14 protein-coding genes are annotated in these 13,852 nt (G+C 68.1%); 8 read left to right on the top strand and 6 right to left on the bottom strand.

Annotated features, from left to right (window positions below):
- Positions 1 to 120 precede the first annotated feature (120 nt).
- The 6 genes from ABL312_RS07240 (at position 121) to ABL312_RS07215 (ending at position 5,991) form a co-directional block, all read left to right on the top strand.
- Positions 121 to 1,398, top strand: coding sequence for a hypothetical protein (locus ABL312_RS07240; RefSeq protein WP_349360716.1), 1,278 nt, complete (start codon positions 121 to 123; stop codon positions 1,396 to 1,398).
- Complete coding sequence (locus ABL312_RS07235; RefSeq protein ID WP_349360715.1) at positions 1,395 to 2,426, top strand: DegT/DnrJ/EryC1/StrS family aminotransferase; 1,032 nt, start codon at positions 1,395 to 1,397, stop codon at positions 2,424 to 2,426. Before ABL312_RS07240 ends, ABL312_RS07235 begins: the two co-directional genes overlap by 4 nt.
- A 107-nt stretch (positions 2,427 to 2,533) precedes the next feature.
- The gene (locus ABL312_RS07230) at positions 2,534 to 3,514 is read left to right on the top strand and encodes a radical SAM/SPASM domain-containing protein (protein WP_349360714.1); all 981 of its coding nucleotides are present in this window, start codon (positions 2,534 to 2,536) and stop codon (positions 3,512 to 3,514) included.
- 26 nt (positions 3,515 to 3,540) lie between these two features.
- Positions 3,541 to 4,668 carry an anhydro-N-acetylmuramic acid kinase gene (locus tag ABL312_RS07225; RefSeq protein ID WP_349360713.1) on the top strand — a complete coding sequence of 376 codons (1,128 nt, stop codon included), beginning with the start codon at positions 3,541 to 3,543 and terminating at the stop codon, positions 4,666 to 4,668.
- A 43-nt stretch (positions 4,669 to 4,711) separates the two neighbouring features.
- Positions 4,712 to 5,161 (top strand): SufE family protein, encoded by a 450-nt coding sequence (locus ABL312_RS07220; protein ID WP_349360712.1) that lies wholly within the window; start codon positions 4,712 to 4,714, stop codon positions 5,159 to 5,161.
- Positions 5,158 to 5,991: a HesA/MoeB/ThiF family protein gene (locus tag ABL312_RS07215; protein ID WP_349360711.1), complete on the top strand. Its 834-nt coding sequence runs from the start codon at positions 5,158 to 5,160 to the stop codon at positions 5,989 to 5,991. The genes ABL312_RS07220 and ABL312_RS07215 overlap by 4 nt, the downstream gene beginning before the upstream one ends.
- On the opposite strand, the gene ABL312_RS07210 is transcribed toward ABL312_RS07215, so the two are convergent.
- Positions 5,967 to 6,218 carry a MoaD/ThiS family protein gene (locus ABL312_RS07210; RefSeq protein WP_349360710.1) on the bottom strand — a complete coding sequence of 84 codons (252 nt, stop codon included), beginning with the start codon at positions 6,216 to 6,218 and terminating at the stop codon, positions 5,967 to 5,969. The two genes, ABL312_RS07215 and ABL312_RS07210, sit on opposite strands and share 25 nt — an antisense overlap.
- A 60-nt stretch (positions 6,219 to 6,278) precedes the next feature.
- Between ABL312_RS07210 and ABL312_RS07205 the strand changes: the two genes are divergently transcribed.
- Together ABL312_RS07205 and ABL312_RS07200 are read left to right on the top strand one after the other, a co-directional pair.
- Positions 6,279 to 7,472: a CoA transferase gene (locus ABL312_RS07205; RefSeq protein ID WP_349360709.1), complete on the top strand. Its 1,194-nt coding sequence runs from the start codon at positions 6,279 to 6,281 to the stop codon at positions 7,470 to 7,472.
- Positions 7,473 to 7,529: 57 nt separating this feature from the next.
- On the top strand, positions 7,530 to 8,537 hold the full coding sequence (locus tag ABL312_RS07200; protein WP_349360708.1) for a hypothetical protein: 1,008 nt from the start codon (positions 7,530 to 7,532) through the stop codon (positions 8,535 to 8,537).
- A 9-nt stretch (positions 8,538 to 8,546) separates the two neighbouring features.
- On the opposite strand, the gene ABL312_RS07195 is transcribed toward ABL312_RS07200, so the two are convergent.
- The 5 genes from ABL312_RS07195 to ABL312_RS07175 all read right to left on the bottom strand — a co-directional run bounded on the left by ABL312_RS07195 (position 8,547) and on the right by ABL312_RS07175 (position 13,582).
- Positions 8,547 to 9,914, bottom strand: coding sequence for a ThiF family adenylyltransferase (locus ABL312_RS07195; protein WP_349360707.1), 1,368 nt, complete (start codon positions 9,912 to 9,914; stop codon positions 8,547 to 8,549).
- A gap of 29 nt (positions 9,915 to 9,943) precedes the next feature.
- Complete coding sequence (locus ABL312_RS07190; RefSeq protein ID WP_349360706.1) at positions 9,944 to 10,180, bottom strand: hypothetical protein; 237 nt, start codon at positions 10,178 to 10,180, stop codon at positions 9,944 to 9,946.
- 15 nt (positions 10,181 to 10,195) lie between these two features.
- Positions 10,196 to 11,053: an ABC transporter permease gene (locus ABL312_RS07185; protein ID WP_349360705.1), complete on the bottom strand. Its 858-nt coding sequence runs from the start codon at positions 11,051 to 11,053 to the stop codon at positions 10,196 to 10,198.
- Positions 11,050 to 12,003 (bottom strand): ABC transporter permease, encoded by a 954-nt coding sequence (locus tag ABL312_RS07180; protein WP_349360704.1) that lies wholly within the window; start codon positions 12,001 to 12,003, stop codon positions 11,050 to 11,052. Before ABL312_RS07180 ends, ABL312_RS07185 begins: the two co-directional genes overlap by 4 nt.
- A 70-nt stretch (positions 12,004 to 12,073) precedes the next feature.
- Positions 12,074 to 13,582, bottom strand: coding sequence for an ABC transporter substrate-binding protein (locus ABL312_RS07175; protein WP_349360703.1), 1,509 nt, complete (start codon positions 13,580 to 13,582; stop codon positions 12,074 to 12,076).
- Between the last annotated feature and the right edge of the window lie 270 nt (positions 13,583 to 13,852).

The raw sequence follows: 13,852 nt of genomic DNA, 5'->3' as shown, positions 1-13,852 counted from the left end.
CGACAGGTCAGGGGGGCAGATCGGGCGGGCGCAGGTGAGGGAGCAATGCGTTGCAGGATCCGCGCCGTGGGGGCCGCCCGCGCGGGCGGGGTTGAAGATGTCACGCGACTATAACAAAGCGTGCTCTTGCAAATTTCACCACCTCCAATAGACTACCAGTCTAGCACCACCAATCGGGAGATTGTCGTGTCGCTGCCCGTGTCCATATCGCAAGCCGCTTCCGGCGCGGCGTCGGACGGGACGGCCGACGCGCTGCTCGCCGCCGCACGCGCGATGCGGGCCGACCTCTCCGCCCGGGCGGAGGAGGGGGAGGCGACCTGCCGGTTGAGCCCGGAGACGGTGGACGCGTTTCGCCGCGCGGGGCTTTTCCGCATTTTGCAGCCGCGATCCTTCGGCGGTCTTGAAGACACGCCGCTCACGCTGCTTCGCGTCCAGGCGACGGTGTCGGAGATCGACATGTCCGCCGGCTGGGTGCTCGCCAACATGGGGGCCGTCGCCTTTCATCTGGCGCTGTTCGACGGCCGCGCCCAGGACGACGTGTGGGGCACCGACCCCGACACGATCCTGTCGTCGAGCAACATGCCGGGCGGGCGCCTTCATGCCGAGGCGGACGGGACGCTGTCCCTGTCCGGGCAGTGGCGTTTTTCCAGCGGGGTCGATCATGCCGACTGGGTGATGCTCGGCGCGCTTCTGACGGGCGATGGCGAACCGCTCGCCGGCGCCTGCGTCGTGCCGCGCCGCGATATCGAGATCGTGGAAGACTGGGACGTGGCGGGCCTGCGCGGCACGGGCAGCCATGCCGTGCGCGTGGCGGAAGCGCGGGTGCCCGCGTATCGCTTCCTGGCGCACGCGCACCGGTTCCACGGCACCGCGCCCGGCTTGCGCGTCCACGCCGGCCCGCTTTACCGGCAGCCGTTGCCGCAGATCCTGTTCCGTACGATCTCGACGTCGTCGCTCGGCGGATTGCGCGGCATGCTCGCCGGCTTTCTCGAGGCGAACCGCGAGCGCACCTCGATGATGGCGCAGCGCATCGCCGAGGATCCGCATGTGCAGGATCTGTGCGCGCGCATCGAGGCGGATCTCGCCGCGCAGTGGCAAATCCTGGAGGCCGATCAGGAGGACCTCGCGCGAGCGGCCCGGCACGGCAGGGACGTGCCGCTGGCGCGTCGGCGGGTATTTCGACTGAACGCGACACGGGTCGCGGACCTTTGCTTTTCGCATGCCGCCGATCTTCTGCGCGCCGCGGGGGCCGCCGCGCTCTACCGCGGATCGCCCTTGTTGCGCGCCTTCAACGACATGCTCGCCGCGCGTCAGCACGCGGCCAATCAATATGAACTCCACGCCCGAAACGACGGCGCGGCGCTTTTCGGGCGCGCGCAGGAGGATATGCTGCTGTGAACACACCGGCCGCACACCCCCGTGACCCCGCCGGCGCGCGCCCCGCGCCGCTGCCGTTCTCGGTCGCCTTCGACGCCCGCGACGAGGCGGAACTGCTCGGTCTGTGGCGCGATATCCTGCGCTCCAACCGCTGGAGCGACGGCGAGCACACGCGGGCTTTCGAGGCGGCCTGGGCGTCGGAGACGGGGCTCGAGGCGGTCGCCTTCAACAATTGGGCCGGCGGCGCGCTGGCGGCGCTCGACTTCGTCGGCGTGGCCGGCGAGACGGTGCTCTCGCCGTCCAACACCTTCCTGGCGACGCCGCGCTCGGCCCAGAAATCCGGCGCCTCGGTGGTCTTCTACGACTGCAATCGGGAGGATCTGTGCGGGTCGTTCGCCGACTTCGTGGAGAGGGCCGAGCGCCATCGGCCCAAGGCCGCCTGGATCGTGCACGTCGGCGGCCATATCGCCTTCGACATCGAGCGGATCGCCGCCTACTGCAGGGACAAGGGCATCTGGCTGATCGAGGATTGCGCCCATGCCCATGGCGCGCGCTGGAAGGGGCGGGCGGCGGGGAGCTTCGGCGATGCCGGGATCTATTCCTTCTATCCGACCAAGACGATCTCCACCGGCGAGGGCGGCATGCTGGTGACCGCCAATCCGGACCTTGCCCGCCACGCGCGCTCCTATCGCGATTACGGCCGGGGCTCCGGCTACACCGTTCAGGGCATGAACCACCGGATCGACGAGTTCACCGCCGCGATGGGCGTGGTGCAGACCCGCCGCCTCGCCGACATCGTTGCGTGGAAACGCGCCTATGCGCGCGACGTTCTGGACCCCGCCTATCCGCACCGGCTGCGGCTGCCCGAGGGGATGGAGAGCGGCTTTTACAAATACATCGTCTTCGAGCCGATCGAGCGCGGCGCCGGCAAGGTCTACGAGCTGCCCTGCCACCGGATCGTGAAGGACCCGGCCGAGCTGCCGAACACCGACTGGGTGGCGGCCAACCACTGGTGCGTGCCGATCCATTATCCGAGACGGCTGGATTGATCTGGATATCGAGTGGTATTTAACAGGTATTGTAAGACGCGGATTTGTGTGATGAACTGAAATCAGCCGCGCGGGGACACCCGGCGGCCGGCGACCAGGGAGCTTGCATGACCGACCTCGCAAAGCACACCGAGAGTTCAGCCCTCACCGGATCGCCCGTCTGGCTCTGGCTCGATCCGACCACGCGGTGCAACCTGGCCTGCCGCCTGTGCTACACGAAGCTCAGCCACGGCACCGACGACATGACGCCGGAGGACCTGCGGCGCATGTTGACCGACCTGCGCGACAGCGTCTCGGTCGACGTGCAGACGATCCATCTCAACTGGCGCGGAGAGCCGTTGATGAACCCCCGCTTCGCGGAGCTTCTGGCGACCGTGGGCGAGGTGATGCCGACCATTCCGCTGCAATGGCACACCAACGGCACGATGCTGACCGACAAGCGGGTGGCGGAAATCGTGTCGGTCGACTTCGATCACAAGATCTTCGTCTCGCTGGACGGCGGCAACCGCTATTCCCACGACCTCAACCGGGGCGAGGGCAATTTCGAGAAATCGCTGCTGGGGCTGGAACGGCTGCTGGAGGCGGCGCAGCACCGGCCGGGCCTGCGCGTCGGGGTCTATCAGATCGATCTCGACGAGCCGATCGAGGAGTACGATCCGCGTTTCCTCAAGCTGCTGGAGCGGGTCGACCAGTACGAGAAGGTCAAGCCGCTGCTGCCCGGCGGCGCGGAACAGGCGATCGACAAGGTGGAGAACCTGGAGAGCGACGGCACGCTCGACCGCATGCTGTCGGAGGAGGTTCTGCCGCATCTGCCCGTCCCGCAATTGCCCTGCTTCTGGGCGGGGCATGTGTTCTGCGTCGCGCCGAACGGGGATGTCTCGATCTGCGTGATCAGCCACGGCAAGGCGGGCATCGTCGGCAACCTCCTGCACGACGGTGTCGACCGGGTGCTGGCCGGAGCGCTCGCCTTCCGCTGCCGCCTGGCCGATCACGGCCGCAGCGCCGTCGGCCATTGCAAGGACTGCCGCAAGCCGGCCGGGCGCATCTTCCCGCAACACATTCAGGAAAAACGCGCCGCCGCGGCCTGAGGCGGCGCACAAGGGAGCGACACGACATGAAGCCTGCCTGGGCAATCGGACTGATGACCGGAACCGTGCTCGACGGATACATCGACATCGCCATGATCAAGACCGACGGCGAGACGATCGACGCGTTCGGGCCCTGGGAGCTCGCGCCCTATCCGGTCGACATCCGCGACCTTCTCGGGCGTACCTTCGAGGCGGCGTTGAAATGGCAGTTCACCGGGCCGGAGCCGGAGATCTTCCGCGAGGCGGAAGCCGCGCTGACCGAGGCGCAGGCACTCGCCGTCAATGCCTTCCTCGCGCGGCACGGCTATTCGGCGTCCGACATCTCGGCCGTCGGCTTCCACGGGCAGACCGTGTTGCACCGCGCGCCGGAGAACGGCCGGCGCGGCCACACCCGTCAGCTCGGCGACGGTGCGATGATGGCGGAGATCGTCGGCACGGATGTGGTCTACGATTTCCGCTCCCGCGACATGGAGGCGGGCGGCCACGGCGCGCCGCTCTCCGCGATCTATCACAAGGCGGCGCTTCGCAAGATCAACGCCGGCGGCGATACCGCCGTGCTGAACCTCGGCGGCGTCGCGAACCTCACCTGGTGCGACGGCGACCAGATGATCGCCTTCGACACCGGGCCGGCCAATGCGCCGGTGAACGACTGGATCTTCCAGCACACCGGTGGCGACATGGACGAGGGCGGCACGCTGGCCGCCAGCGGCACGGTCGACGAGGATCGGCTGGCGCGCCTGCTGGAGCATCCCTTCCTCGCCGCGCCCTACCCGAAGTCGCTGGACCGGTTCGACTTCTCCGCCTCCATGGCGGACGGATCAAGTCTTGAGGACGGGGCGGCGCTCCTGACCGCCTTTACCGCCGGCTCGGTCGGCAAGGCGCTGGATCTGCTGCCGATCCGTCCGCGCCGCATCGTGGTCTGTGGCGGCGGGCGCAAGAACCCCGTCATGATGCAAGAGATCGCCAAGCGCACCGGCGCGGAGGTGGTGCCGGCCGAAAGCGTCGGCCTGCGCGGCGACGCGGTGGAGGCGGAGTGTTTCGCCTTTCTGGCGATGCGCTCCAAACGCGGCCTGCCGCTCAGCTTCCCGCTGACCACGGGCGTGGCCGAGCCGCTCGGCGGCGGCGTTCTCGCCAGCGCGCGCGCGGCCGCCTGACGCCTGATCGCCCGGCCACGCGAGGGCCGACGGTCCGACATGGATGGACACGCAGACGATGTCGATCGACGCCTATATCGCCCGTCTTTCCGACCGGCTTGCGCCAAGGGCGGACGGCGGCGGGCCGGTGGTCGTGTTGCTGGAAATGGCGGCGGAACTGCCGCCCATGGAGTCCGCCTTGAAGACCGAGGAGGCCCGGTTCCACGGATGCCAGTCGCGGGTCTGGCTCGATCTGCGCCACGACCCGGACACGCGGATCGTGCGGGTGGCGGCCGATTCCGACGCCCGCATCATGCGCGGGCTGCTGGCCATCGCGGTGGGTCTCTACGACGGGCGCAGTGCCGACGAGATCGCCGCGGCCCCGCCGGACCGGCTGCGCGAGGCGGGGCTGATCGATCTGCTCGCCCCGAGCCGGGCCAACGGCTTTCATCGGCTGCTGAAGCATGTGCACGGCTACGGCGCGGCGCTCGCCGGGGAAAGGGCGGAGCCATGACGCTTTCGGACAGGACGGGCGCGGAGCTGAGCGCGGACGAACGGGTCTACTACCAGCGCCAGATGGTGCTGCCGGAGTGGGGCGAGGACGGGCAGCGTCGCCTGAAGGCCGCGCGCGTTCTGGTCGTCGGCGCGGGCGGGCTCGGCGCCCCGGTCCTGCAGTATCTGGGCGCCGCCGGTGTCGGTCGGATCGGCATCGCGGATGGCGATTTCGTCGAGGTCTCGAACCTCCATCGTCAGGTCATCCACACGATGGAGGATCTCGACAGTCCGAAAACGACCAGCGCGGCGGCGCGGCTCAGGCGGAGCAATCCGCATGTCGAGGTCGTGGAGCATATGCTTCCGGTCAGTGCCGCCAATGCCGACGATCTGGTCGCCCGCTATGACATCGTCGCCGATTGCACCGACAATTTCGCCACCCGCGACGTGCTGCACGCGGCCTGTTTCGCCCATGGCCGCACGCTGGTCAGCGGCGCGGCGCAAATGACGGAAGGCACGGTGACGACCTTCGCCGCCTTTCGCGGCGGCGACCATCCCTGCTTCCGCTGCCTCTATCCCGCACCGCTGCCGCCGGACGTCACCCCGACGTGTTCGCAGGTCGGCGTGGCCGGGCCGGTGCTGACGGTGATCGGCGGTCTTCAGGCGATGGAGGTCGTGAAGGAAATCCTGGGCGTCGGCGAGGGGCTGTCCGGGCGGATCGTCCTCTACGACGGCCTGTCGGCCGGTTTCAGCGAGATTCCGCTCGCCCGCCGCCCGCAGTGCCCCTGCTGCGGGACGGCGCCGGCGGCGGATGGACGGACGCTGGCTCACCCGCCGGTGACCGGCGGGTAGATCTCCACCACGGGCGAGGAGGAAATGTCATGGTCGGTATCGACGTAGCGCCGGTCAATCACATAGCGCAGCGCCTGCGGCATCGCGAAGAGCGGTGCGGCCTCCGCGTGGCGTTCGGCCAGAAAGGCGGTCAGATCCGAGATGGTGCGGACGTGGTCGGGCAGGTCGATCTCTTCCTCGCCGCAGCCCGTCTTCGTCTTGAGCCAGGTATGAAACTTAACCTTCATGTCAAAACCTCCTTAAACAGATCTCATGATACGAACTATTTTTCGGAAAGAAAACAGTAAATGCAGAATAAATCATTGAACAACATAAAGGTTCTTGATCTTTCCAGGTATATAGCCGGGCCGTTCTGTGGTCAGGTTCTGGGAGATCTTGGTGCGGACGTGGTGAAGGTCGAACGCATCGAGGGGGGCGAGGAGGGGCGGCGCGTCGGCGAAATGGTCGACGGCGAGACCCTGTTCTTCATGGGCGCGAACCGCAACAAGCGCAGCCTGACCCTCGACTTCCGTCATCCCGAGGGGCAGGCCCTGCTGCGCCGGCTGGCGGCGCAGGCCGATATCGTCATCGAGAACTTTCGCCCCGGCACGCTGGAGAAGATGGGGTGCGGTTACGACGTTCTGTCGGCGGCCAATCCCGGGCTTATTCTCGTGCGCGTCTCCGGTTTCGGTCAGGAGGGGCCGATGGCCTCCCATCCGTGCTTCGACGGTGCGGCTCAGGCGCACAGCGGGGTCATGGCCCTGACGGGCCCGGCTGGCGGCGCGCCGACCATGTCGGGGGTCTTCGTGGCCGATTATTCCAGCGCGCTCTATGCGACGATCGCGGCGCTTGCCGCGCTGCAGTCGCGCCACGACACGGGCAAGGGCCAGGTGGTGGAGGCGACCCTGATGGACAGCGCCCTGTCGATGCTGACAACCGCCATCGCGGAATCGAAACTCTTCGGCACGGAGCCGGCGCGCCTCGGCAATCGCGACCGCTATCTCTCGCCCTCCCATTGCTTCAAGAGCCGCGATGACAAATGGATCTATGTGGTGGCCGGCAACGACCATCACTTCGTGAAACTCAGCGAGGCGATGGGCATGCCCGAGCTGCCGGCCGACGACCGGTTCGCGACCTTCTTCGCCCGCAATGCCCATGTCGACGCGCTGGAAGCGATCATCGACGCCTGGGGTCGGGAGCGGGACGCGGCAGATATCCTTCAGACGTTGCATGCCGTCGGCGTGCCCTGCGAGCCGGTCGCCAGCATCGCCGACGTGGTCGACAACCCGCATCTCGCCCATCGCGGCCAGATCGTCGAGGTGCCGCATCCGGCCGGCGGAAGCGTGCCGGTGCCCGCCAGCGCGATCAAGATGTCGGCGACCCCGCCGGCCGTGCATCGCGGGCCGCCCGCGCTTGGCGCCGACACGCGCGCCGTGCTGGCAGAGTGGCTCGGGATCGACGACGCCGAGTTTCGGGAAATCGAAGCGACCGGCTGCCTGTAGATCGGGTCTCGATGGGGTAGGCTGTCGCCGTCGCCCACGTCGGAGGTGTTTTCGTTCATGCCGGGATATGCCCTGAAGGCCGCCGCGATGGAGGCGGCGCAGCTCACGGATCGGGCCGAGGCGCTTGCGGGGATGGGGCTGCCCGTGCGGCTCGAACTGCATACCTTCGGCCCGCGCGACATCGAGGACCGGGCCACCCGGCGCCGGTGTCTGGAAAACGTCGAGCGGCTGCGCGCAAGCCACGGGCCGCTGGATCTCACCGTGCATGTGCCCCTGCAAAAGGTCGCGCGGGTGACGGAATCCGCGTTCGATGCCGACCAGGTGGAGGACGCCCTGCGCTTCGCGGAAGAGGCGCGGGTCCCGCGCGTGGTGGTTCACCGCTATTGGGGGCTGGTGCAGGGCGGCGCGCCACAGCGCATCGACCGGGCGGAGGCGACCGCCGCCTTCAATGCCGAGATCGCGCGGCTGGCGCGGCTCGCGCCGGACAGTCTGCTGCTCGTTGAAAACGTCGGCCACTATTCGCTGCTGCCGCGCGACGGGACGTCCTATCTCGCCGGGCCGCTCGATCACTTTTTCCCGTGGGAGATCGCGGACTTCCGCGCCTTCGTCGCGGCCGAGGGACTGACCAATGTCGCGCCCTTCGTCGACACCGCCCATGCGACGCTGTCGGCCAATCTCTTCAACTGGCGCCGGGCATATCCTGCGCACACGAAAGACGATCCGCGCTTTGGCGCCGTGCTCGACTCCGATCTCGAGCGCGCCGAGCGGCTTCACCCCTTCGATTTCGTCGACGGCGACATGCCCTGGCTGCACGTCAGCGACAGTATCTTTTATGCCGATCCGGGCCGCGCGGGGCCCGGCATTCCGCTCGACGCGCTGATCAGCGAGGGGCTGGAGGTCGGCGCCGGAAATCTGCCCTGGGCCGACTTTCCCGACCGTCTCGGGCGCGACGCCGACACCTGTCTGGTGCTGGAGGTCGAGCCGGGGGAGGGCGAAAGCCACCGCGCGAACCTTGCGCAGGCGCGGTCGCTCAAGAGGTTGCGCGGGCTGTTCGGCTCCGGCTGAGCGCCGGTCTCACAATCTGCGCGCCTCCGCCCAATGGTCGGGAATCGCGAAAGGTGGCACGCCGGCATCGCCGAGGCCGCGCGCGTTCTGGCAGCCGCAGGCCGGGTCCACCGTTTGCGGGCGGTCGGTCACGTCGAGGCACTCGGCGATGAGGTTCATCTGCATGCGTTCGAACGGCGGGTCGAAGCGCCCGGTCAGCCAGCCGATGGCATAGCCGGCGGCCAGCGTGCCGCTCACCGTGGTGATGTAGCCGACCGTGTCGATCTGCGGGATCTCATGCGCCTCCGGCGGCGGGGCGGCATCGCCGGCCGCCTCGATCAGCGCCTGCCGCTCCTGCGGCGACATCAGCTCCTGACGCATGCGCAGGTCATCCACCATGCCCCGGCAGCGCGGGCAGGGGTCGTCCGGGCGAAAGAGAACCAGCTGGATGATCTGCCCGGTCACGAGGCCGTTCGCGCCCTCGATCAGCCCGCCGCAATCGATGGCGGGCACGAGATAGCGCCGCGCCATGTCGCTCAACGCGAGCCGGCTGGTATGCTGATCGGTGCAGCCGAGCAGAACGTCGGCCCGCGCCACTTCCTCCACGATTGCGCGCTGCGGCAAACGTCCGTCGTAGGCGATGACCTCGATGTCGGGATCGATCCGTTGCACGTGATCGCGGGCAAGCGCAGCCTTCAGCGTCGGCGTTTCGATGTGTTCGGGAAAGCTCGCGTGGGTGCGTTCCAGATTGGACGGGCTGATCAGGTCGGAATCGACGATCACGATCCTGCCGACGCCGGCGCGCGCCAGCATCGGGATGGCGACCGATCCGGTGCCGCCGGCGCCGATGACGACGGCGGTGGAGCGCCGCAGCCGCTGATAGGCCTCGACGCCGAAGGAGCTGGTGAAGCGGGCGACCCGTTCGGGCGGCAGGGGCGGTTCGGCGGGCGGGTCGCCGCCATGCCAGACCGCAAGGCCCGGTTCGCCCTCGATGAAGATGCGGTCGATGTCGTGCCAGCCGCCGTCCGCGCGATGCCGGCCGGCCGCCTGCACCGTACCGTCCGCGCAGACCCCAACGAGAAGTCGCACGGTGGTGGGATCCGGCGTGTCCGCGCCGTCTTCGGCCTCCGGGAGATGGGTGTCGAGCGCGGCGCGGAACCCGGCCGCGTCGGCAAGGCCCAGGACGATGATCTCGGCGGCCGCGCCCGGGTGGTTCTGCGGCAGGCCGAGGGCAAGCGGGCGCAGGGTCCAGATGCGCGCCCCGGCGGTCTCGGTCACGGCGAGCGTCGCGGCAAAGGCGCGCGGCGGCATCTGCGGCAGGGCGTCCGCGCGCAGAGTCTCGGCGTCCCGCCTTGAAAGCCTCAGGATGGTGGTGCGCTCCGGGTGGGTCGTGGTCATCGCCGGGTCCTGTTTCGGGCGCGCCGCGCTCAGCCGCCCATGACGAATTTGCGGGTCACCAGGAAATGCATGCCCGAGCGCACGGTCAGCGCCTCGTCGCCTGCCACCGGCTCATAGGTGCGCGGTCCCGTTTCCCGTTCCACGATGGCGTTTTGCGCCGGGATGCCGGCAAGGGTGGCCAGATCGTCGGCGGTCATTTTTGCCGCGACGCCGGCCGCGCGGTCGAAGCGGCGTCGGTTGATGGTGATTTCCAGTCTGTCGTCCATCGAAGGCACTCCCTTTCAGGTCCGCAGCCGGGGGTCGAGGTCGTCGCGCAGGGCGTCGCCGAAGAGGTTCAGCGCGAAGGCGACGATCAGGATCGCCACGCCCGAGAAGATCGCCGCCCAGGGGGCGAGAAACAGGAAGTTGCGCCCCTCCGACAGCATCATGCCGAGCGAGGGCGTCGGCGGCTGGGTGCCGAGGCCGAGAAAGGAGAGGGAGGCTTCCACCAGGATCGCCGAGGACAGAAGCAGGCTGAACTGCACCAGGATGACGCTGACGAGATTGGGCAATATGTGATGCAGGATGATGCGCAGGTCGGAGGCGCCGATGGAGCGCGCGCTCATCACGAAATCGCTTTCGGCCACCACAAGCGCCGGCCCGCGCAGCAGGCGGGCGAAGATCGGCGTGTAGACGATGGCGATGGCGGCGGCTGTGGGCACGGCGCCCGGACCCATGACGGCGATCACGCCGATGGCGAGCAGCATCACCGGAAAGGCGAAGAGGACATCCATCAGCCGCATGATGATGCGTTCGGGCCAGCCGCGATAATAGGCGGCGATCAGCCCCAGCACGCTGCCGCCGAGAAAGGCGAGGAAGACGGCGCTCGCCGAGATCGAGAGCGAGGAGCGCAGGCCGTAGATGATGCGCGAAAGCACGTCGCGACCGAGCTGGTCGGTGCCGAGCCAATGGGCGGCGGAAGGACCCTTGAGGCGCTGGAGGATGTCCTGCGCGAGCGGATCGTAGGGCGCGATCACCGGCGCCGCCAGGGCGACGAGCGTCAGCGCGACGATCATGCCAAGCGCGATCGAGTAAAGCGACAGCAACGGCCGGCGCCGCTTGTGGCCCCGCGTCCCGGTCGGGCTGGCCGGCGCGCTCATTCGGAGATCCTCGGATCGATGATTGCATAGACGACGTCGACCGCGAAATTGACGAAGACGAAGCTGCAGGTGACGAGCAGGATCGTCGCCTGGATCAGCGGATAGTTGCGCTCCGCGATGGCGCCCAGGATCAGCCGGCCGAGACCGGGAATGGCGAAGACCTGTTCGATGACGATGGCGCCGCCGAGCAAGTACCCGGCCATGATGCCGACGCTGGTGACGAAGGGAATGAGCGCATTGCGCAAGGCGTGACGATAGAGCACGCGGCGCGCCGGCACGCCCTTGGCGCGGGCGGTGCGGATGTAGTCCTGCTGCATCGCCTCGAGCAGTGTGGAACGCAGCAGGCGCGCGAGATTGGCCATGATCGGCAGGCTGAGCGCGAAGGCGGGCAGGATCAGCCGGGCGATGTTGCCGAGCGGGTCCTGCGAGAAGGGCACGTAGCCGAGCATCTGGACGCCCGGCGCGATGGCCGACAGCGTCAGGATCATGATGATGCCGAGCCAGAAGGGCGGGATGGTGAGCCCCACGACAGAGCCGGCCTGCACGAAGGCCTCGCCCCGGCGCCCGCGCAGCCGCGCCATGAGAATCCCCAGCGGGATCGCCAGGATCACCGCCGTGGCGAGCGCCAGCAGCGTCAGTTGCAGGGTCGGCCAGACGTGAGCGGCGATCTCGTCGATCACCGGCTTGCCGGTCCAGATCGAGACGCCGAAGTCGCCGCGCAACACGTCGGACACCCACACGACATACTGTTCGTGGATCGGCAGGTCGAGCCCGAGGCGGGTCCGCACGGCGGCGATGCGCTCCGGCGTCACTTCGGCGTTCGCGCCCAGCATGATCGCCACGGCATCGCCCGGGATCATCCGGATGAAGGCGAAGACGAGCACCGACACGCCGACGATGACGAAGGCGAGATCGATGAGACGTCCGCGAAGCCGTTTGAGAAACATCATGGCCGGCGCACTCGGTTCGACGGGGAAGACCGCCGGCGATTGCCGCCGGCGGCCCCTGCGAGGCGGATCGTCAGTTGTCGAGCGTGACCGACTTCAGCGATCCGAGCGAGCGGTTGGGATAGATCTCGTAGCCCTCCACCGAGGTCCGCATGGCCGTATAGAGCTGGCCGTAGGCAAGGAACAGCGCCGGCCCGTCGCAGGCGAGTGCGGACTGCACCTGCGCATAGATCTCGCGCCGCCCGTCGACGTCGGTCTCCTCGCGGCCCGCGTCGAGCAGCGCGTCGAGCGCGGGATTGGAGTATTTGAACACATTGGTCGAGCCGCCGGTGCGGAACGTGCGGTAGAAATAGTCGTCCGGCTCGATTGTGCCCGAGTTCAGCGAGACGAACATGTCGAACTCGGAATTGCGCCAGTCCTGCACGAACTGGCCGATTTCCGGAATGTCGAGCGTCAGGTTCACGCCGATGGCCGCGAGCTGCTGCTGGATCACCTGGGCCATCGCCTTGGTGTCGTCGCGCGGCAGGACCAGCAGTTCAAGCTCGATGGGCGTCTCGACCCCGGCCTCGGCCAGAAGCGCCTTGGCCTTTTCCGGATCGGAGGAGAAGCAGGCGAGTTCCTCGGTGGGCAGGGCGAAGCCCGTGAGCGCCGGCGACAGCGGCCCGCCCGGCACGCCGGCGCCGAAGAGCGCGGCCTGGACGAGATCGTCGCGGTTGATCGCGTAGTTCAGCGCCTCGCGCACCTTCGGATTGTCGAGCGGCGGGCGGGTGACGTTGAGCCCGGTGAGCGAATAGGCGAGCTCCAGCGTGTCCTGCAGCTTGACGTTCGGCTGCGACTGGAGCTGCAGCGCCGTCACCGCGTCTGTGTTGGGCAGCATGTGGTACTGCCCGCTGGTCAGGCCGACCTGCCGGGTCGCGGCTTCCGGCACGATGTTGAAATTGACGCCCTCCAGCTTCGGCAGGCCGTCCTGCCAGTAGCTGTCGTTGGCCTCCAGCCGGATCGCGACATTGGGCTGCCATTCCACGAAGCGGAAGGCGCCCGTGCCGTCCGGCGCGCGCTGCAGCGTCTCCGTGTCCTCGGCGTATTTCGCGGGAACGATGGCGATGGTCGTCAGCGAGGAGAGGAGCGGCGCGGAGGGGGCCTTCAGCCGGATGACGACGGTGCTGTCGTCCGGTGTCTCGATCGCCTCGACGGCGGCAAGCCGGCTGGCGAGCGGCGAGCCGGTGTCCTCGTCGAGCACGCGGTTGAGGCTCGCCGCCACATCGGCCGAGGTCATCGTCCCGCCGCCGTGGAAGGCGACGCCCTCGCGCAGGGTGAAGGTGTAGGTTGTCTTGTCCTCGGAGATCTCCCAGGCGCTGGCCAGACCCGGCACGATCGCCAGGTCGGCGTCGAGCGCGGTCAGGCCTTCATAGATCGTGCCGTCGATGATCTGGAAGGAGGAAAAGGCGGTCACGATGTGCGGGTCGAGACCGGAGGGCGAGCTGTCCACCGCAACCTCCAGCGGAGCGGCCTGCGCCCCGAGGGAAAGGGTGAGTGCCAGCGCGGTGCCGGACGCGATGAAGGATTTGCGCAACCTGTCCATGAACCCCAAACTCCCCTCTGGATGACAATTCTTGTGGGTCCGCCTTGCCGGTGCCGGACTTCGGCTGATAGGCTAGTCCACCTCAATACCATTTACAAGCGCATTGCCGTTTCACAGGTACCAGTGAATGACAACTTCAATGGGCGACACCGGGTCGATACCGCCGCGAGCGCAAGTCTATCAGACAAACCCGCCGGATGTGACAGGCCGGTTGCAGGCACGTCTTTCGCCTGCACAGGCTGTGGCGGGCGCGTGGGCTTGCCCGTCGGG

Origin of the sequence: Stappia sp. (assembly GCF_040110915.1) — a bacterium.
Taxonomy (GTDB): Bacteria; Pseudomonadota; Alphaproteobacteria; order Rhizobiales; family Stappiaceae; genus Stappia.
Note: the sequence above shows the minus strand (reverse complement) of the source record. Positions and strands in the feature narration are given on the sequence as shown.